Below are 18,351 nucleotides of genomic sequence, written 5' to 3' on the forward strand. Positions count from 1 at the left end.
CAGCGTCCTGGAGGAACACGCTATCGGGGACCCCACCGGTTCCCTCAGGCCCCCGGGAAGGGCCCTGTCAGACGTGGTTGACCGGGAGGACGTCCGGGGAGAGGGCGCCCGCGTGGGCCGCGGCCGAGGTCATCCGCTTGCGGTGGTGGCGGCGGCAGAGGACCTCGTAGCCGATCTCCTCCGCCGGGCGGTTCACGTCGCCGACGACGACCTGGGCGCCCTCGACCACCATCTCGCCGCCCACCGTGCGGGCGTTGTGCGTGGCGCGGGCGCCGCACCAGCACAGCGCCTCCACCTGGAGCTGCTCCAGGCGGTCCGCCAGCTCGATCAGGCGCTGCGAGCCGGGGAATAGCTTGGTGCGGAAGTCCGTGGTGATGCCGAACGCGAAGACGTCCAGGCCCAGGTCGTCCACGATGCGCGCCAGCTGGTCGATCTGGTCGGGCGCGAGGAACTGGGCCTCGTCCACGATCACGTAGTCCGCCTTGCCACCCTTCGAGAGCTGGGCGATCAGGTACGCGTACAGGTCCATCCCCTCCGGCGCCTCCACCGCCTCCGTCACCAGCCCGAGGCGCGAGGACAGCTTGCCCTCGCCCGCGCGGTCGTCGCGGGTGAAGATCACGCCCTGCAGGCCCCGCGCGTCGCGGTTATGGGCAATCTGGAGCGCCAGCGTGCTCTTTCCGCAGTCCATCGTTCCGGAGAAGAACACCAGCTCGGGCATGGGAAGTACGGGACCTTTCGGGGCGTGGGCGGGAGGGGAGAGGAGGGGGGATCAGGAGCGGATTTCGAGCAGCGGGACGAGCTGCTCGGCGGCGGTCAGCGAGCCGTGCATTCCGACGAGGGCCGACTCGTTGGGCTCGTTGCGCGAGGCGGTGATCGCGACGTCGGCCTGGGCGGCCGCGACCACGTCCCCGATCCGGCCGAGGACCCGCTCGTCGCACTCCCCCGGCGGGCCGAACCAGCCCAGTTCCAGGGCCTCTTCCCGGCCGGCGATCCAGAACCGGTCGCCCAGCACCTCGCGCCACACGGTCAGTACGTCGGCCTCGGCGCCCGGCACCGCGTAGACGTGCCGGGCTCGGCCCTCGCCGCCCAGCAGGGCCACGCCCGCGCCCAGCTCCCAGTCGTCGTCGTAGTCGATCCGGGAGTCCTCGTCGAACGGGACGTCCACCATGCCGTGGTCCGCCGTCACGTACAGGGCGGTCCGCGGCGGGAGTTGCCCGGCCAGGCGCTGCACCAGGCGGTCGACGTACATCAGCTGGCCGCGCCAGGCGTCGGAGTCCACACCGTGCCGGTGGCCGGCGCCGTCGAGCTCGCTGTAGTACGTGTACACGAGCGAGCGGTCGCCCGCCGCGAGGCGCTCGGCGGCCAGGTCCATCCGCTCCTCGCCCGTCATGCGGCCGAGGAAGGTGCCGCCGCTCAGCGCGACCTTGGTCAGCGGGGTGGTCTGGAACGCGGGCGAGGACACCTGCGCGGTCGCGACCCCGGCCTTGTCGGCCAGCTGGAAGACGGTCGGGTACGGCTGCCAGGGCTTCGGCGCGGTCCACGGCTGCCAGCGGAGCTGGTTCATCAGTTCGCCGGTGGCCGGATTGCGCACGGCGTACCCGGGCAGGCCGTGCCGGGCCGGCGGCAGGCCGGTGCCGACGGAGGCCAGCGAGGTCGCGGTCGTCGCCGGGAACCCCGAGGTGATCGGGCGGCCGGTGCCGCCGCGCGAGCCGGAGAGGAGGGAGGTGAGGTACGGGGCCTCGTCCGGGTGGGCCTTGATCTGCTCCCATCCCATGCCGTCGACCAGGAACACGCAGTTCCGGTCGGCCGGGGTCAGCTCCGCTATGGCGGCGGTGAAGCCGGGTACGCCCTGGCCTGCGGCGAGGGTCGGCAGCAGGTCGGCGAGCGAGCCGGTGCCGTACTCCGGGACGGGAGCGCCGGCGAGGTCCAGCGGTTCCGGTTCGTCCGCCCAGTTGTGCGTCGCGGGCTGTGCCATCAGCGGGCGGCGGGGGCGGACGTGGCCGCCGTCGCTTCGCTGAGCGCCTGCGCGAAGACCAGCGTCTGGCGCACGGCCTCCGGGCCGTCGCCCGCCTCGCTGACCCGCAGGCTGAGGTCGTCCGCGGTGGAGTTGCCGGTGTAGCCGTGGTCGGCGTCGCAGTTGGCGTCGCCGCAGGCGGCCGGCTCCAGGTCGATCCGGGAGACGGCGCCCCAGCCGATGGTCAGGACGACCTCGCGGGGCAGGGTGCCGGGGGTGTACGACTCCGGGTTGGCGACGACGCGGCTCAGTACGACCGAGGAGATGCTGGAGAGCTTGACCGACTCGGTGGAGGTGGTCGCGTACGGGGACGGGGACCCGGCGTCGGCGGCCTGCTCGTCGGTGTGGCTGACGATGAACCGGTTGCCGGTCAGGACCAGCACGGTGACGTGGCGGCGCACCTCACTGGAGTCGAAGGTCGTCTCCTGGTGGACCAGGTACGACGAGATCGGCTCGCCACCGACCGCGGCCTCCACGGCCTCGGCCACGAGGGCCGGGTAGTAGCCGCTGCGCTCGATCGCCGTGCGCAGCCCCTGGGTCGTCGTACCGGATTTCGCCATGAGGTCCATCCTAAGGCCCGTACGGGGCGTCCCGGCCGCGCCGTACTCCCTCGCTACCCTCAGTAGCTGGGCAGGGTCCGCGGGCCGAGGTCCCCGCGGGCGGGCGGGTGGGCGACCCGGACCGCCGCGCTGAGCACGGACAGGCCCTCGGCGGCGACCACGACCGGCTCCAGCGAGACCCCGATCACCTCGGGGTGGTCGTCGACGAGCCGGGACAGCCGCAGCAGCAGCTCCTCCAGGGCCGCGGTGTCCACGGGGGAGCTGCCCCGCCAGCCGAAGAGGAGGGGCGCCGCCCGGATGGAGCGGATCAGCGTGGCCACGTCCCGGTCGGTGGCGGGGACGAGGCGGTGGGCGGTGTCGCCGAGCAGCTCGGAGGGGACGCCCGCGAGCCCGAAGGAGAGGACGGCGCCGGCCCCCGGGTCGATCACGGACCGTACGACGGTGTCGACGCCGCGCGGGACCATCGCCTGGACCACGGGCTGGAGCTCCGCCGGCTTGCCGAGCGCCTGGCTGAGTTCCTCGTACGACCGCCTCAGCTCGGCCTCGCCGGTGAGGTCGAGCCGTACGCCGCCCAGGTCCGCCCGGTGGCGCAGGTGGGGGGCGGTCGTCTTCAGGGCCACCGGGTAGCCCAGGATCGCGGCGGCCCGGACCGCCGCGTCGGCGCTGGGTGCGGGCAGGGTGGTCAGGACGCGGATGCCGTACCGGCCGAGCAGCTCGCGGGCCTCCCATTCGCCGAGGGTGAGCACCGTCTCGGCGGCGGTGTCGGCCAGCAGTCCGGCCAGCTGGTCGGCGGCCCCGGCCTCGTCTATGTCCTCGTACCCGGGGACGGAACCGGAGTCGGCCAGACCCCGGCGCCACTGGCCGTAGCGGACCGCCTCGGCGACGGCCTTGACGGCCCGCTCACCTGCGGGGTAGGCGGGGATCCGGGTCCCGGCGGGGAGCTCCTCGGCGCGGGCCCGCCCGGCCGGGGGCCGGAACGGGGCGGCGGCGGGCTCCTCCCGGGGCGGGGCCGGGGCGGAGGGGCGCGGGGCCCCCCGTACGGCGGACAGTGCCTCGACGAGCTCGCCGAGCTCCACGTGGACCACGGCCACCGGCTTGCCCGGCACCTCGGCGACGGCGTCGCGCAGGGCGCCGGCCAGGTCGTCGGCCGGGGCGTGCTCGCTCACCCACGGGATGGCGGTGACGATCACGGCGTCGCAGTCGTCGGAGGCCAGCGCGGCGGCCAGGGCGGTACGGAAGTCCGCCGGGGAGGCGGCGGTGGTCAGGTCGAGCGGGGGCAGCGGGCGCAGGTCCTGGGCGAGGCAGGCGTCGTAGGTGAGGACCCCGAGGGACTCGGAGTTGCCGAGGATCGCGATGCGGGGGCCGGCGGGCAGCGGCTGGGCGGCCAGCAGCAGGCCGACGTCGACGAGCTCGGTGACGGTGTCGACGCGGATCACGCCGGCCTGCCGCAGCAGGGCGGAGACGGTGGCGTCCGGCAGCCGGGTGCCCGGCACGACGTGTCCGGCCGGGGTGTGGCGGCCGCCCCGGACGACGACCACGGGCTTCTCGGCCGCCGTGCGGCGGGCGAGGCGGGTGAACTTGCGCGGGTTGCCCAGGGTTTCGAGGTACAGCAGGGCGACGTCGGTGCTGTCGTCCTCGTACCAGTACTGGAGGATGTCGTTGCCCGAGACGTCGGCCCGGTTGCCCGCGGAGACGAAGGACGACAGTCCCTCGCCGCGCCGCAGGAGGGCGGAGAGCAGGGCGATGCCGATGGCGCCGGACTGCGTGAAGAGGCCGATGCGGCCGCGCATCGGCATCGGTGCGGGGGTCAGCGAGGCGTTGAGCTCCACCTCCGGCGCCGTGTTGATCACCCCGAAGGCGTTCGGCCCGATGAGGCGCATCCCGTACGAGCGGACCTGGCGGACGAGTTCGCGCTGGCGGGCGAGGCCGGCCGGGCCGCTCTCCCCGTACCCGGCGGAGAGCACGACGAGCCCCTGCACGCCGTGGTCGCCGCAGGCGGCGACGGCCTCGGGGACGCGGTCGGCGGGGACCGCGATGACGGCGAGGTCGACGGGGGCTCCGATGGCGCCGACCGTGCGGTAGGCCCGTACGCCGTCGATGAGGTCGCGCGTGACGGCCTCGTTCACCGCGTACAGGTGGCCGCGGAAGCCGCTGTCGCGCAGGTTGCGCAGGGCCGCGGCACCCACGCCGGCGCCGGAGCGGCTGACGCCGATCACCGCGACCGAGCCGGGGGCGAGCAGCCGTTGCACGGAGCGGGCCTCGGCGCGCTGTTCGCGGGCGCGCTGGACGGCGAGGGACTCGGCGGTGGGTTCGAGGCCGAGGGTGAGGTGGACGGAGCCGTCCTCGAAGCTGCGCTTCTGTTCGTAGCCGGCGTCCGTGAACACCTTGATCATCTTGGTGTTGGCGGGCAGCACCTCGGCGGCGAACCGCCGGATGCCGCGCTCGCGGGCGACCGCGCCGATGTGTTCGAGGAGGGCGGAGGCGACCCCGCGGCCCTGGTGGGCGTCCTGGACGAGGAAGGCGACCTCGGCCTCGTCGGAGGGGCCGGTGGCGGACCGGCCGTCGGCGCCGATGCGGTCGTAGCGGACGGTGCCGATGAACTCCCCGCCGATGGTCGCCGCGAGGCCGACCCGGTCGACGTAGTCGTGGTGCGTGAAGCGGTGCACGTCACGGTCGGAGAGCCGGGGGTAGGGGGCGAAGAAGCGGTAGTACTTCGACTCGTCCGAGACCTGCTCGTAGAAGCTGACCAGACGCGCCGCGTCCTCGGTGGTGATGGGCCTGATCCGGGCGGTGCCGCCGTCGCGCAGGACGACATCGGCCTCCCAGTGGGCCGGGTACGCGGGGTCCGACTCGGTGGTCATGGGGCCACCTTACGGCCGGTGGCGGCGCGGCAGCGCTCGCGCGGCGCGTTAGGAAAGGCCGGGCAATTCGGTGCAAGCTGGGGAAGGTCGAACGGCGGCACATGGGGGCCGAAGGTCGGTCGGAGCATTCGGGGCGTCGTGAGAGACTGGTCTAGACAACCGTAAGAACCTGAAGGGCATCACCATGGCAGAGCGCCGCGTCAACGTCGGCTGGGCCGAGGGCCTGCACGCTCGTCCCGCCTCGATCTTCGTCCGGGCGACGACCGCTTCCGGCGTCCCGGTGACCATCGCGAAGGCCGGCGGCGACCCCGTCAACGCCGCTTCCATGCTGGCGGTCCTGGGCCTGGGCGCCCAGGGCGGCGAGGAGATCGTCCTCGCCTCCGACGCCGACGGCGCGGACGCCGCACTGGACCGCCTCGCGAAGCTGGTCGCCGAGGGTCTCGAGGAGCTCCCCGAGACCGTCTGACCCTTCGGGTTCGACCACGCCCGCACGCGGAAGCCGCGGCCCCCACCCCTGGGGGACCGCGGCTTCCGCGTTCCCGCCCGCCCCGCGCCGCTCCGGAGGGTCCGCTCCGGGGCCCGGGGCTGCGGTGTCCCGCCCGGGGCAGTACGGCGCGCGGTCATACGGCCCGCCGGAACACCGCGCGCACTCTTACCGCCCGCACCCTTAGCGCGCCCGCACTCATCCCGCGCGCAGGAATTCAGCGCGGCCGGAAATGCGGCCGACGCACCGCAGGAATTCGACCACACGGAAAATCGGCACCGTCCAGGAATTCCGGCAGCGGCGCGCGGATACCCGCCCTTTGTATACGGCGCCTGTTAATGACGGCCGCCCGACATGTTTACGGCAGGTTGCGAAGTCCTCACCGCGGGCCGCACCCGCGGCCGGTGCGCCGCCGAGGCGCGGTCCGCGTGCATCGCGGTCAGGGCGCGCGCCCGCTCCGCGTCCCCGCGGGCCACCGCGTCCACGATCGCGCCGTGCTCCGCCCAGGACTCCGCGGGCCGGACCGGGGCCTCCACCACGTACATCCACGCGACCTTGTGCCGCATCTGCGTGAGCAGCGCGATCAGCCCCGGGCTGCCCGAGGCCTGGGCCAGCGTCTCGTGGAACCAGCCGCCCAGGGACCGCAGATCCTCCCCCTGGCCCCTCCTGGCCCGTTCCTGGCCCAGCCTGACCAGTCCGCGGAGCACCTTCAGGTGGGCTTCGGTGCGCCGCCGGGCGGCCCGGGCGGCGGCGAGGGGCTCCAGCAGCATCCTCAGCTCCAGGAGGTCTGCGGCCTCCTGCTCCGTCGGCTCGGCGACGCAGGCGCCCGCGTGCCGCCGGGTGGTCACGAACCCCTCCGACTCCAGGGTCCGCAGCGCCTCGCGGACCGGGACGCGCGAGACCCCGTACCGGCGGGCCAGGACCTCCTCGGTCAGTCTGCTGCCCGGCTCGAAGACCCCGGAGACGATGTCGTCGCGAATTGCCGTGCATACCGCGTGCGCAGGAATACGCAAGACCGAACCTCCGCCTATTTCCGACTGCCGTGCCAGAGTGTGCTGCGACTCTATTGCAACACACGATAATTTCCGAGAGCGGCCGGAAAAGCGAAACATTCGCAAAAGACCCCGGCTCGCAGTGCGAGCCGGGGTCGTCGGCGAAGCGGGTGGGGCGGGTGGAGCGGGGGCCGTACGGGTCAGAGGCTGACGCCGTGCGAGCGCAGGTACGAGACCGGGTCGATGTCCGAGCCGTAGTCGGCGCCGGTGCGGGCCTCGAAGTGCAGGTGCGGGCCGCTGGAGTTGCCGGTGGAGCCCGCCAGGCCGATCTGCTGGCCCGGGGTGACCTGCTGGCCGACGGAGACGTTCAGCGAGTTCATGTGTCCGTACTGGGTGAACGTGCCGTCGTTGTGCTTGATGACGACGTTGTTGCCGTAGGCGCCGCCCCAGCCGGCCTCCACGACGGTACCGGCGCCCACGGCGTGGACGGAGGTGCCCTCGCTCGCGCGGAAGTCGATGCCGGTGTGGCTGCCGGAGGACCACATGCCGCCACCGGCGTGGTAGTGGGTGCTGATGCCGCCGCCGACGGGCGCGACGAAGGTGTTGAGGCGCTTGCGCTCCGCCTCGCGGGCCGCGCGCTCGGCCGCGTCCCGCTCCGCCTTCACCTTGGCCTCGGCGATGCGCTTGGCCTCGGCGGCGCGCTGCTTGGCGTCGGCTTCGGCCTTGGCCTGGGCGGCCGCGTGCTCGGCGGCGCGCTGCTGCGACTCGGCCTGGTCCTCGATGTCGCCCGCGAGGTCGTCGCCCACGACGACCGCGTTGTACCCGGCGTCGGGGACGGAGTGCTCGGTGCTGTTGTCCGCGGCGAAGGCCGGGCCGGCGAGGGAACCGACGACGCCAGTGGTGGCGAGGGCGGCTATACCGGCGTAGCCGGCGGTCTTGCGGCTCAGACGGCTGGAACCTCGGTGCTTGCCGGAGCCGGCGGTACGACTGCCAAACGCCATGAAGGGGTTGATCCTTTCCTTCCCTCTCGCCTACCGGGTTAGCTGACGGGTTCGGAGCAGGAAGGTCTCCTACGGGCTTCCTCTTGCGAGGCGGCCCGATTCACCCCAGGGACTGATGTGGGTCCCCGGCTCCCCAGGCTCGCGCCTGACGGGGACTCGGCGATCGCTGTCCGGTGCCGCGGGTGCGGCGGGCACAACTGACGAACAGCACGGCTGACGCTAGGCGGATCATCAGCCGATCACCAAACACACAGGCTCTTTTGTTGCGTACGCCACACCGCATACAAGCAACCTCACCACTAAACGGACAAAAGGGGCCCTGGCGGACAAGCCGCCAGAGCCCCTTGTTCCGAACGTCAGTTGGTGACGACGGTGACCTCACCGATCCCGAGCGCCCGTACCGGCGCCTCGATCTGCGAAGCGTCGCCCACCAGTACCGTGACCAGCCGGTTCGCCGGGAAGGCGTTCACGACCGCCGAAGTGGCCTCCACGGTGCCGGTCTCGGCGAGCCGCGCGTACAACTGCGCCTGGTAGTCGTCCGGCAGCTCCTGCTCGACCTGGTCGGCGAGGGTGCCGGCCACCGAGGCGGCCGTCTCGAACTTCAGCGGGGCCACGCCCACCAGGTTCTGCACCGCCACGTCCCGTTCGGCGTCGGTCAGACCACCCTCCGCGAGGGTGCGCAGCACCTTCCAGAGGTCCTCCAGCGCCGGGCCGGTGTTCGGGGTGTCCACCGAGCCGCTGATGGCCAGCATCGAGGCGCCCTTGCCGTCGGCGGTGGAACGCAGCACCTGGCCGAAGGCGCGCACGCCGTAGGTGTACCCCTTCTCCTCGCGCAGCACCTTGTCCAGGCGGGAGGTGAGGGTGCCGCCCAGGCAGTACGTGCCGAGCACCTGGGGCGCCCAGACGCGGTCGTGGCGGTCCGGCCCGATGCGGCCGATCAGCAGCTGCGTCTGGACCGCGCCGGGCCGGTCCACGATGACCACGCGGCCGGTGTCGTCGGCGGTCACCGGCGGCACGGGCCGGGGCGCGGCGGAGTTGCCCGTCCAGGTGCCCAGGGTGTCGGCCAGGACGGCGTCCAGGTCGATCCCGGTCAGGTCGCCGACGACCACCGCGGTGGCCGTGGCGGGGCGTACGTGGGCCTCGTAGAAGGCGCGTACGGCCGCGGAGTCGATGCGGGCCACCGTCTCCTCGGTGCCCTGGCGCGGGCGGGACATCCGCAGGGCGGCCGGGAAGAGCTCCTTGGAGAGCTGCTGGGCGGCGCGGCGCTGCGGGTTGGCCAGCTCGTGCGGGATCTCGTCGAGCCGGTTGCGCACCAGGCGGTCGACCTCGGCGTCGGCGAACGCGGGCGCGCGCAGCGCCTCGGCGAGCAGGCCGAGCGCCTTGTGCAGGCGCGAGGCGGGGACCTCCAGGGAGACCCGCAGGCCCGGGTGGTCGGCGTGGGCGTCGAGGGTGGCCCCGCAGCGCTCCAGCTCGGCCGAGAACTCCTCGGCGGAATGCTTGTCGGTGCCCTCGGACAGCGCGCGCGCCATGATCGTGGCCACGCCGTCCAGGCCCTCGGGCTCCGCGTCGAGCGGGGCGGCGAGGTTGATCTCGACCGCGATCACCTGCTGGCCCGGGCGGTGGCAGCGCAGCAGGGTCAGCCCGTTGGACAGCTCGCCGCGCTCGGGGGCCGGGAAGGCCCACGGCTGCGGCTCACCGGCCTCGGGGCGCGGGTGGAAGGTCATCGCGACGGCCACGGCGTCGGCCGCGCTGTCGGAAGCGGTGCCGGAAGCGGTGCCGGATGCGGTGTCGCTCACTGGTCCGCCCCCTCGTTCTCGTCGGACTCGTCGGACTCGTCGTTCTCGTCGGCGTCCGCGGCGAGCGGCTCGTAGACCAGAACCGCCCGGTTGTCCGGGCGCAGCCGGGCCGCGGCCACGGCCTGGACCTCCTCGGCGGTGACGTCGAGGACGCGTCCGACGGCGGTCAGCGCCAGCTGCGGGTCGCCGAACAGCACCGCGAAGCGGCACAGTTCGTCGGCGCGGCCGGACACCGTGCTCAGCCGGTCCAGCCATTCGCGCTCCAGCTGGGCCTGAGCGCGCTCCATCTCCTCGGCCGTCGGGCCCTCGGCGGCGAACCGCGCGAGCTCCTCGTCCACGGCCGCCTCGATGGCGGGCACCTCGACCCCGCCGGACGTCTTCACGTCCAGCCAGCCCAGCGAGGGGGCGCCGGCCAGGCGCAGCATGCCGAAGCCGGCCGCGACGGCCGTCTGGTCGCGGCGTACCAGGCGGTTGTGGAGCCGCGAGGACTCGCCGCCGCCCAGCACGGTCAGGGCCACGTCGGCGGCGTCGCACTCACGGGTGCCGTCGTGCGGGAGCCGGTAGGCGGCCATCAGGGCGCGCGCCGGCACCTCCTCGGCGATCTCCTCGCGGAGCTCCTGCCCGATGACGTCCGGCAGCGTGCCGTCGCGCGGCGGCTGCTTGCCGTCGTGGCTCGGGATGGTGCCGAAGTACTTCTCGACCCAGGCGAGCGTGCGCTCGGGGTCGATGTCGCCGACGACCGACAGCACCGCGTTGTTGGGCGCGTAGTACGTACGGAAGAAGTGGCGCGCGTCCTCCAGGGAGGCGGCGTCGAGGTCGGCCATCGAGCCGATCGGCGTGTGGTGGTACGGGTGGCCCTCGGGGTACGCGAGGGCGGTCAGCCGCTCGAACGCCGTGCCGTACGGGACGTTGTCGTACCGCTGGCGGCGCTCGTTCTTGACGACGTCGCGCTGGTTCTCCATGGACTCGTCGTCCAGGGCGGCCAGCAGCGAGCCCATCCGGTCCGCTTCCAGCCAGAGCGCGAGCTCCAGCTGGTGGGTCGGCATCGTCTCGAAGTAGTTCGTGCGCTCGAAACTGGTGGTGCCGTTGAGGGAGCCGCCGGCCCCCTGGACGAGCTCGAAGTGGCCGTTGCCCGGTACGCTCGCCGAACCCTGGAACATCAGGTGCTCGAAGAGGTGAGCCAGGCCGGTACGCCCCTTGACTTCGTGGCGCGAGCCCACGTCGTACCAGAGGCAGACCGCGGCGACCGGGGTCAGGTGGTCCTCGGAGAGCACCACGCGCAGGCCGTTGGCCAGCCGGTGCTCGGTCGCTGTCAGGCCGCCGGAGCCGGCCTGAGCTGTGGCCGTGTGACCCATGGGCATGTGGTCCCTTCGATCGCGATGCAGAGATTTCTGTCAGACCTGCCACTGTATGCAAGCGCGTCGGCCGCCGGAGAAGTTCCCGGGTCACACCTGGGTCGGAGTCGGCGTTGTCGGTGCCTCGGGCCACAATGGTCCGCGTCAGACCCCCCAGCACACCTCTTTCTTGGTTAAGGAGCCGCGCAGCGATGGCCCGCCGCAGCACGAAGACCCCGCCGCCGGAGGATTTCGAGGAGAAGATCCTCGACATCGACGTCGTCGACGAAATGCAGGGCTCCTTCCTCGAGTACGCGTACTCGGTGATCTACTCCCGCGCCCTGCCCGACGCCCGGGACGGCATGAAGCCGGTGCACCGGCGCATCGTCTACCAGATGAACGAGATGGGCCTGCGCCCCGACCGGGGGTACGTCAAGTGCGCCCGCGTCGTGGGCGAGGTCATGGGCAAGCTCCACCCGCACGGAGACGCGTCGATCTACGACGCGCTCGTGCGCATGGCCCAGCCCTTCTCGATGCGGCTGCCGCTGGTCGACGGCCACGGCAACTTCGGTTCCCTCGGCAACGACGACCCGCCGGCCGCCATGCGTTACACCGAGTGCAAGATGGCCGACGCCACGTCGCTGATGACGGAGTCGATCGACGAGGACACCGTCGACTTCACCGCCAACTACGACGGCCAGGAGCGGGAGCCGGTCGCACTGCCCGCCGCGTACCCGAACCTGCTGGTCAACGGCGCGTCCGGGATCGCGGTCGGCATGGCCACCAACATGCCCCCGCACAACCTGGGCGAGGTCATCGCCGCCGCCCGGCACCTGATCCGCCACCCGGGGGCGGACCTGGAGGCGCTGATGCGCTTCGTGCCGGGTCCGGACCTGCCCACGGGCGGCCGGATCGTCGGCCTGGCGGGCATCAAGGACGCCTACGAGAACGGCCGCGGCACCTTCAAGATCCGCGCGACGGTGGCCGTGGAGAACGTCACGGCGCGCCGCAAGGGCCTGGTCGTCACGGAACTGCCCTTCGCGGTCGGCCCCGAGAAGGTCATCGCGAAGATCAAGGACCTGGTCGGCTCGAAGAAGCTCCAGGGCATCGCCGACGTCAAGGACCTCACCGACCGCTCGCACGGCCTGCGCCTGGTCATCGAGATCAAGAACGGCTTCCACCCCGAGGCCGTACTGGAGCAGCTGTACAAGCTGACGCCGATGGAGGAGTCCTTCGGCATCAACAACGTGGCGCTGGTGGACGGGCAGCCGCTGACGCTGGGCCTCAAGGAGCTCCTGGAGGTCTACCTCGACCACCGCTTCGAGGTCGTCCGGCGGCGCAGCGAGTTCCGCCGCACCAAGCGCCGCGACCGGCTGCACCTGGTCGAGGGCCTGCTGGTGGCGCTCATCGACATCGACGAGGTCATCCGGCTCATCCGGGACAGCGAGAACTCCGCGCAGGCCAAGGCGCGGCTGATGGAGCGGTTCTCGCTGAGCGAGATCCAGACCCAGTACATCCTGGACACTCCGCTGCGCCGGCTCACGAAGTTCGACCGGATCGAGCTCGAGTCCGAGCGCGACCGGCTGACCGGCGAGATCGACGAGCTGACCGGGATCCTGGACTCCGACAGCGAGCTGCGCAAGCTGGTCTCCACGGAACTGGCGTCGGTCGCGAAGAAGTTCGGCACCGAACGGCGCACGGTCCTGCTGGAGTCGGCGGGCACCATGGTGGCGACGGTTCCGCTGGAGGTCGCGGACGACCCCTGCCGCGTCCTGCTGTCCTCGACGGGCCTGCTGGCCCGTACGGCGAACGGCGATCCCCTGCCGGAGGAGGAGGGCGGCGCCCGCGCCAAGCACGACCTGGTCGTCTCGCAGGTCGCGGCGACCGCCCGGGCGGACATCGGCGCGGTCACCTCGTACGGGCGGCTGCTGCGGCTCGCGGTGATCGACCTGCCTCAGCTGCCCGACACCCACGCCGCGCCGAACCTGGCGGGCGGCGCCCCCGTCTCGGAGTTCCTCTCCGGGCTGGAGGCGGACGAGAAGGTGATCTGCCTGACGACGCTGGACGAGTCCTCGCAGGGCCTGGCGCTGGGCACCGAGCAGGGCGTGGTCAAGCGCGTCGTGCCGGACTACCCGGCCAACAAGGACGAGCTGGAGGTCATCACCCTCAAGGACGGCGACCGGATCGTCGGCGCGGTCGAACTGCGCACGGGCGAGGAGGACCTCGTCTTCATCACCGACGACGCCCAGCTGCTGCGCTACCAGGCGGGCCAGGTGCGCCCGCAGGGCCGCCCGGCGGGCGGCATGGCGGGCATCAAGCTCACCGACGGCGCCAAGGTGATCCACTTCTCGGCCGTCGACCCGGCCCGGGACGGCGTGGTGTTCACCGTGGCCGGCTCGCACGGGACGCTGGACGACTCGGTGACCTCCGGGAAGCTGACGCCCTTCGACCAGTACCCGCGCAAGGGCCGGGCCACCGGCGGCGTGCGCTGCCAGCGGTTCCTGAAGGGCGAGGACGTGCTGGTGCTGGCCTGGGCGGGCGGTTCACCGGTCCGCGCGGCCGGGGCCAACGGCACACCGGCCGCACTCCCGCCCGCGGACCCGCGCCGGGACGGCTCGGGGGCGGTCCTGCCCGCGGTGGTCGCGGCGCTGGCGGGGGCCGCGCTGTAGGACGAGGACGCCGTTCAGGTGGTACGCCAACGGGGGACGTACCACCTGAACGGCGACTACTGTTTTCCCTTTGACGCTTGTGGTGGGGCGGGGGAAAACTGATGGGCCGTCGGTCGGGCGGGATGATCGGGGACCGGGCCGAGGCCCAGCGCAGTCAGCACCGGACGCAGGTGATCCAGCAGCGCGAGGCGGAGCGCCGCAGGCGTGCGTGGGACCGGGACGTCGCCCGGGGCGAGCGCGAACAGCAGGCCGCCTACCGGCAGCACCGAGAGGTCGAGGCGCGCCGTCGCACGGAGGGCCTGGAGGCCCAGGTCGCCGCTCTTCAGACGCTCCTGGCCACGGGCTGCCGGGCGGCGGCGTTCCGCATGGGCTCGCTGGTGCGGAGCGAGCAACTGGAACCGTTCCGCCCGGGAGCCTTGGCACAGCCGGTGGCGATGCCCCGTATCGAACAGTTCCAGCAGCAGAGCAGCGGCATGGCTCTGGGTTCGTACCGGAGGGTCCAGGCCGAACGCGAGGCGCAGGCCCAGTACACGCGGGCCCGTCAGAAGGCGGAGGCGGCCGAGACGCGGCGGCAGCAGCGGTTGGCCGAGTACCGGCAGGAGTACGACCGGTGGACGGCCGAACAGCTCGTGGTGATCCGCCGGCACAACAACGGCCTCACCGAACTGGCCGGGGCCCTGCGCGTGGGTGACCCCGAGGCTGCCGTGGAGTATTTCTCGGCCGCGCTGTACGCCTCCTCGGCCTGGCCGGAGGACCTGCCGCGGCAGGTCGCCGCGGCTTACGATCCGGGGCCGCGGCAGATGGTGCTGGACTGGGAGCTGCCCCGGTACGAGGTGGTGCCGGAGGCCAAGTCGGTGCGCTACGTGCCCAGCACGGACCAGGACAAGGAGACGGCCCGCCCGGCCGCGCAGCGCCGCGCCCTGTACCGGGACCTGCTGGCGCAGTGCGTGCTGCTGGTACTGCGCGATGTGTACGCGGCCGACGAGTTCGGCGCGCTGGACTCGGTGGTGGTCAACGGCTTCGTGGACGACCACGATCCCGTGACGGGCAGGGAGGCACGGCTGATACTCGCCACGGTTTCCGCGCCGCGCACCGCCTTCGCGAGGCTCCGGCTGGAGCAGGTCAGCGCGGTGGACTGCCTGGTGGAGGGGTTGCGCGGGCAGCTGTCGGCGCGGCCGGACCAGCTGACCGCCGTACGTCCGGGCCGCCGGCCGGAGGAGGTCGGCGGTGGGGTCGTGAGCCACGGCGGCGGTGACGGTGGCGGCGACGGCGAGCCGGACCTGTTCGCGATGGACCCGATCGCCTTCGAGAACCTGGTCGCCGAGCTGTTCCGGGCGATGGGCATGGAGGCGGTGACCACGCAGCGGTCGGGCGACGGCGGCGTGGACGTCGAGGCACTGGACCCGGCGCCGATCCGGGGCGGGCGGATCGTGGTGCAGGTCAAGCGCTACCGGAACACCGTGCCGCCCACGGCGGTGCGGGACCTGTACGGCACGGTCCAGGACAAGGGGGCGAACAAGGGGGTGCTCGTCACCACCGCGACCTTCGGACCGGGGTCGTACACCTTCGCCAACGGCAAGCCGCTGGAGTTGGTTCCCGGTGACGCGCTCGTGGAGCTGCTGCACCAGTACGGGCTGCGGGGGCGGCTGGGGGACGCGGCCGGGGGCGTCCCGGCGCGGCGCGCGCCCGAACCCGAGCCCGAGCCGCCGACCGGCCACAGCGTGCTCGGCATGTCCTGGTCGGGCTCGGTGGCGCTGGACATGTGCGCACTCGTCTGCGCGGGCGGCCGGGTCCTGAGCGAGGACCACTTCGTCTTCTTCAACAACCCCCGGACCCCGGACGGTTCGGTCCGCTCCCGCGCGCACGCGGCGGCCGTCGAGGTGTCCTTCGACGCCCTTCCGCAGGAGGCGGACCGCCTGGTCCTGGTGGCCGCCGTGGACCCGGAGGCCGACCCGCGCGGCGATCTGGCCGGCTTCACGGACGCCCGCATCCGGCTCCTCGACGCGGCGGGCGCGGAGGCCGGGCGGCTGGAGGTCTCCGACGGCAGGGCGGGCGAGACGGCCCTGGTCCTCGGCTCGTTCCGGCGCCGGGCGAACGGCGACTGGGACTTCGTGATCGGCGGCAAGGGCTACCGGGGCGGCCTGGAGGACCTGCTGCGGGAGTACGGCATCGAGGTCGCTTAGGACACCGGGGCCGCCCAGGGTGCCGCGGCGTCCCGGCGGCGGCGTGCCTGGGGTGCGGCGGCGCGGCGGCGTGGCGCCGGCGTGCTTGCGCCGCGGCGCCGCCGCGCACGGCGCAGCTGTCGAGCGGCGTCAGTCCTCGGTGCGGCCGGCTTCCCGCCCGTGCCGCGCCACGTACCGCAGTACGCCCCACATGCTCTCGGGGCCCAGCTCGTGCGGCGCGGGTTCGCGGCAGGTCTCCAGGTCGCGGAGCAGCCCGGCGGCGTCGATCCCGGAGCCGATCAGGACCAGCTGGGTCAAGCGCGCCTCGCCCCGCCCCCAGGGCCCCGGGGCGAAGCGGAGGAAGCGGCCGACCGCGTGGACCTCGTACCGCTCCCCGTGTCCGGGTACGCCGAAGTGGACGAAGCCCTTGATCCGGTAGAGGCCGGGCGGCCGGCGGTCGAGGAAGTCGATGAACCGGCGCGGGGAGAGGGCCTCGCGGGAGGTGAACTCCACGCTCTCGTAGGCCGCGTGCGGATGGGAGGCGCGGCCGTGCCCGCAACCGGGGCCGTGTTCGTGCCCGGGGCCGAGGCCGTGTTCGTGCCCGGGGCCGGGGCCGGGGCCGTGTTCGTGCCCGGGGCCGCGCCCGTCCGCCTCCGCAAGCAGGTCCTCGAAGGACAGCTGTCCGCGGGTCTCGGTCCAGGGCCGGCGGTCGAAGAGCAGCTCCGGATCGATCCGGCCGTGGTCGGCGGCGACCCGTGGGGTGCCCGGGGCGCAGAGCGTGTCGAGGACCCCCTCGATCCGGGCCCGCTCGGCGGGCTCCACGCGGTCGGTCTTGTTCAGCACCACCAGGTCGGCGACCGCGAGGTGCCGGTCGGTCTCCGGGTGCTTCTCCCGGGTCGCGTCGAACTCGGCCGCGTCCACGACCTGCACCATGCCGCCGTAGCGGACGTCCGGGTTCTCGCCGGCCATCAGCATCCGGATCATCTCCTGGGGCTCGGCCAGCCCGCTCGCCTCGATGACGATCACGTCGATGCGGTGGGCGGGCGCCGCCAGCTTCTCCAGGTACGCGTCGAGCTCGCTGCCGTCGACGGCGCAGCACAGGCAGCCGCCGCCGAGGGAGACCATCGAGTCGCCGAGCTGGCCGGCCACCGACATGGCATCGACCTCGATCGAGCCGAAGTCGTTGACGACGACGCCGATGCGGGTGCCTCCGCGGTGGGTGAGGAGGTGGTTGAGCACGGTGGTCTTGCCCGAGCCGAGGAAACCGGCGAGGACGACGACGGGGACGGGCTGCCTGCTGTTCACGCGGTCGATCGTAGTCAGCCCCGGGACGGGACCGGTTGCGGCGCGGGAGGTCCGGCGTAGCGGGCGGCGGGACGGATGATCTTCGAATCGGCGGCCTGTTCGAGGACGTTCGCGCTCCAGCCGACCACGCGGGCCGCGCAGAAGGTCGGCGTGAACATGGCGCGCGGCAGCCCGCACAGTTCCATGACCACGCCGGCGTAGAACTCCACGTTGGTGTGCAGTTCACGGCCCGGCTTGAGCTCGGCGAGGATCCGCTCGACCTGGCGCTCGACCTCGACCGCGAAGTCCACCAGCGGGCCGCCGAAGCCCAGGGCGATGTCGCGGAGCATGCGCGAGCGCGGGTCCTCGGTCCGGTAGACCGGATGCCCGAAGCCCATGATCCGGTCGCCCGCGAGCACCCGCTCGCGGATCCACGGCTCGATGCGGTCGACGGTGCCGATGGCGTCCAGGGTGTCCAGGGCCCGGCTCGGGGCGCCGCCGTGCAGCGGTCCGGAGAGGGCCCCGACGGCGCCGGTCAGGCAGGCCGCGACGTCGGCGCCGGTGGAGGCGATCACGCGGGCGGTGAAGGTCGAGGCGTTGAATCCGTGGTCGATGGTGGAGACGAGGTACCGCTCGACCGCGCGGGCCCTGACCGGGTCGGGCGCGCGGCCGGTCAGCATGTAGAGGTAATTGGCGGCGTACGGGAGGTCGTCGCGCGGTTCCACCGGATCCTGCCCCTGCCCCAGCCGGTGCAGGGCGGTGAGCAGGGTCGGTACGGCGGCGCAGGCGGCCAGCGCGTCGGCGGCCCGGCGGCGGGGGTCGAGGTCGAAGACGGGGCGGAAGCCGGCGGACGCGCCCAGGAGCGAGAGCGCCGTCCGCAGCCCGGCGAGGGGTCCGGAGAGGGCGGTCGCCCGGGCGAGGCCCGGCAGGGCGTCCCGGACGGCGGCGGGCAGCCTGCGCAGCGGTGCGACCTCCGCGGCGAACGCGGCGCTCTCGGCGGCGTCCGCCGGGAGCGCGCCGCGGAACATCAGGTGCCACACGTCCTCGAAGCTCCGGCTGCCGGCGAGCTCGACGGCCGAGTACTGGCGGTAGTGGTAGAAGCCTTCACGGCCTCGGACGTCGCCCAGTTCGGTCTCGGTGACCACGACTCCCGCGAGACCGCGGGGTACTTCGACGGTGGTGTTCATGGATCGA

The 18,351-nt window shown here is 73.0% G+C and carries 13 protein-coding genes and 1 riboswitch; of the genes, 3 read left to right on the forward strand and 10 right to left on the reverse strand.

From position 1 onward, the window contains the following. Positions 1-67: 67 nt before the first annotated feature. The 4 genes from OTB16_RS28870 to OTB16_RS28885 are packed head-to-tail and all read right to left on the reverse strand — an operon-like array spanning position 68 to position 5,435. Positions 68-718 carry a thymidine kinase gene (locus OTB16_RS28870; RefSeq protein ID WP_267723778.1) on the reverse strand — a complete coding sequence of 217 codons (651 nt, stop codon included), beginning with the start codon at positions 716-718 and terminating at the stop codon, positions 68-70. A gap of 51 nt (positions 719-769) precedes the next feature. Further along, entirely contained in the window at positions 770-1,975 is a 1,206-nt protein-coding gene (locus OTB16_RS28875) for an alkaline phosphatase family protein (protein ID WP_267723779.1), read from the reverse strand. Continuing rightward, the gene (locus OTB16_RS28880; RefSeq protein ID WP_267723782.1) at positions 1,975-2,574 is read right to left on the reverse strand and encodes a DUF5998 family protein; all 600 of its coding nucleotides are present in this window, start codon (positions 2,572-2,574) and stop codon (positions 1,975-1,977) included. Before OTB16_RS28880 ends, OTB16_RS28875 begins: the two co-directional genes overlap by 1 nt. A 59-nt stretch (positions 2,575-2,633) precedes the next feature. Further along, complete coding sequence (locus tag OTB16_RS28885; protein ID WP_267723783.1) at positions 2,634-5,435, reverse strand: bifunctional acetate--CoA ligase family protein/GNAT family N-acetyltransferase; 2,802 nt, start codon at positions 5,433-5,435, stop codon at positions 2,634-2,636. Positions 5,436-5,619: 184 nt separating this feature from the next. On the opposite strand from OTB16_RS28885, the gene OTB16_RS28890 reads away from it, so the two are divergent. Beyond that, on the forward strand, positions 5,620-5,901 hold the full coding sequence (locus tag OTB16_RS28890; RefSeq protein ID WP_267723785.1) for an HPr family phosphocarrier protein: 282 nt from the start codon (positions 5,620-5,622) through the stop codon (positions 5,899-5,901). Positions 5,902-6,254: 353 nt separating this feature from the next. Here OTB16_RS28890 and OTB16_RS28895 read toward each other — a convergent pair whose 3' ends face one another. The 4 genes from OTB16_RS28895 to OTB16_RS28910 all read right to left on the reverse strand — a co-directional run bounded on the left by OTB16_RS28895 (position 6,255) and on the right by OTB16_RS28910 (position 11,063). Next, on the reverse strand, positions 6,255-6,932 hold the full coding sequence (locus tag OTB16_RS28895; RefSeq protein WP_267723787.1) for a GntR family transcriptional regulator: 678 nt from the start codon (positions 6,930-6,932) through the stop codon (positions 6,255-6,257). A gap of 179 nt (positions 6,933-7,111) precedes the next feature. Beyond that, positions 7,112-7,912, reverse strand: a complete 801-nt coding sequence (locus OTB16_RS28900; RefSeq protein WP_267723789.1) for a M23 family metallopeptidase — start codon at positions 7,910-7,912, stop codon at positions 7,112-7,114. Positions 7,913-7,924: 12 nt separating this feature from the next. Beyond that, positions 7,925-8,084, reverse strand: a riboswitch (cyclic di-AMP (ydaO/yuaA leader). A gap of 184 nt (positions 8,085-8,268) precedes the next feature. Then, positions 8,269-9,636: a M16 family metallopeptidase gene (locus OTB16_RS28905; protein WP_267723896.1), complete on the reverse strand. Its 1,368-nt coding sequence runs from the start codon at positions 9,634-9,636 to the stop codon at positions 8,269-8,271. 68 nt (positions 9,637-9,704) lie between these two features. After that, on the reverse strand, positions 9,705-11,063 hold the full coding sequence (locus tag OTB16_RS28910) for a M16 family metallopeptidase (protein WP_267723790.1): 1,359 nt from the start codon (positions 11,061-11,063) through the stop codon (positions 9,705-9,707). Positions 11,064-11,254: 191 nt separating this feature from the next. On the opposite strand from OTB16_RS28910, the gene OTB16_RS28915 reads away from it, so the two are divergent. Both OTB16_RS28915 and OTB16_RS28920 read left to right on the forward strand, forming a co-directional pair. Beyond that, positions 11,255-13,711: a DNA gyrase/topoisomerase IV subunit A gene (locus OTB16_RS28915; RefSeq protein ID WP_267723792.1), complete on the forward strand. Its 2,457-nt coding sequence runs from the start codon at positions 11,255-11,257 to the stop codon at positions 13,709-13,711. Between the two features lie 101 nt (positions 13,712-13,812). Further along, positions 13,813-15,894, forward strand: coding sequence for a restriction endonuclease (locus OTB16_RS28920; RefSeq protein ID WP_267723794.1), 2,082 nt, complete (start codon positions 13,813-13,815; stop codon positions 15,892-15,894). 129 nt (positions 15,895-16,023) lie between these two features. Here OTB16_RS28920 and OTB16_RS28925 read toward each other — a convergent pair whose 3' ends face one another. Beyond that, entirely contained in the window at positions 16,024-17,178 is a 1,155-nt protein-coding gene (locus tag OTB16_RS28925; protein ID WP_267723796.1) for a CobW family GTP-binding protein, read from the reverse strand. 14 nt (positions 17,179-17,192) lie between these two features. Then, positions 17,193-18,344, reverse strand: a complete 1,152-nt coding sequence (locus OTB16_RS28930) for a citrate synthase (RefSeq protein ID WP_267723798.1) — start codon at positions 18,342-18,344, stop codon at positions 17,193-17,195. Positions 18,345-18,351: the final 7 nt, after the last annotated feature.

Origin of the sequence: Streptomyces antarcticus, assembly GCF_026627255.1 — a bacterium.
GTDB classification, from domain to species: domain Bacteria; phylum Actinomycetota; class Actinomycetes; order Streptomycetales; family Streptomycetaceae; genus Streptomyces; species Streptomyces antarcticus.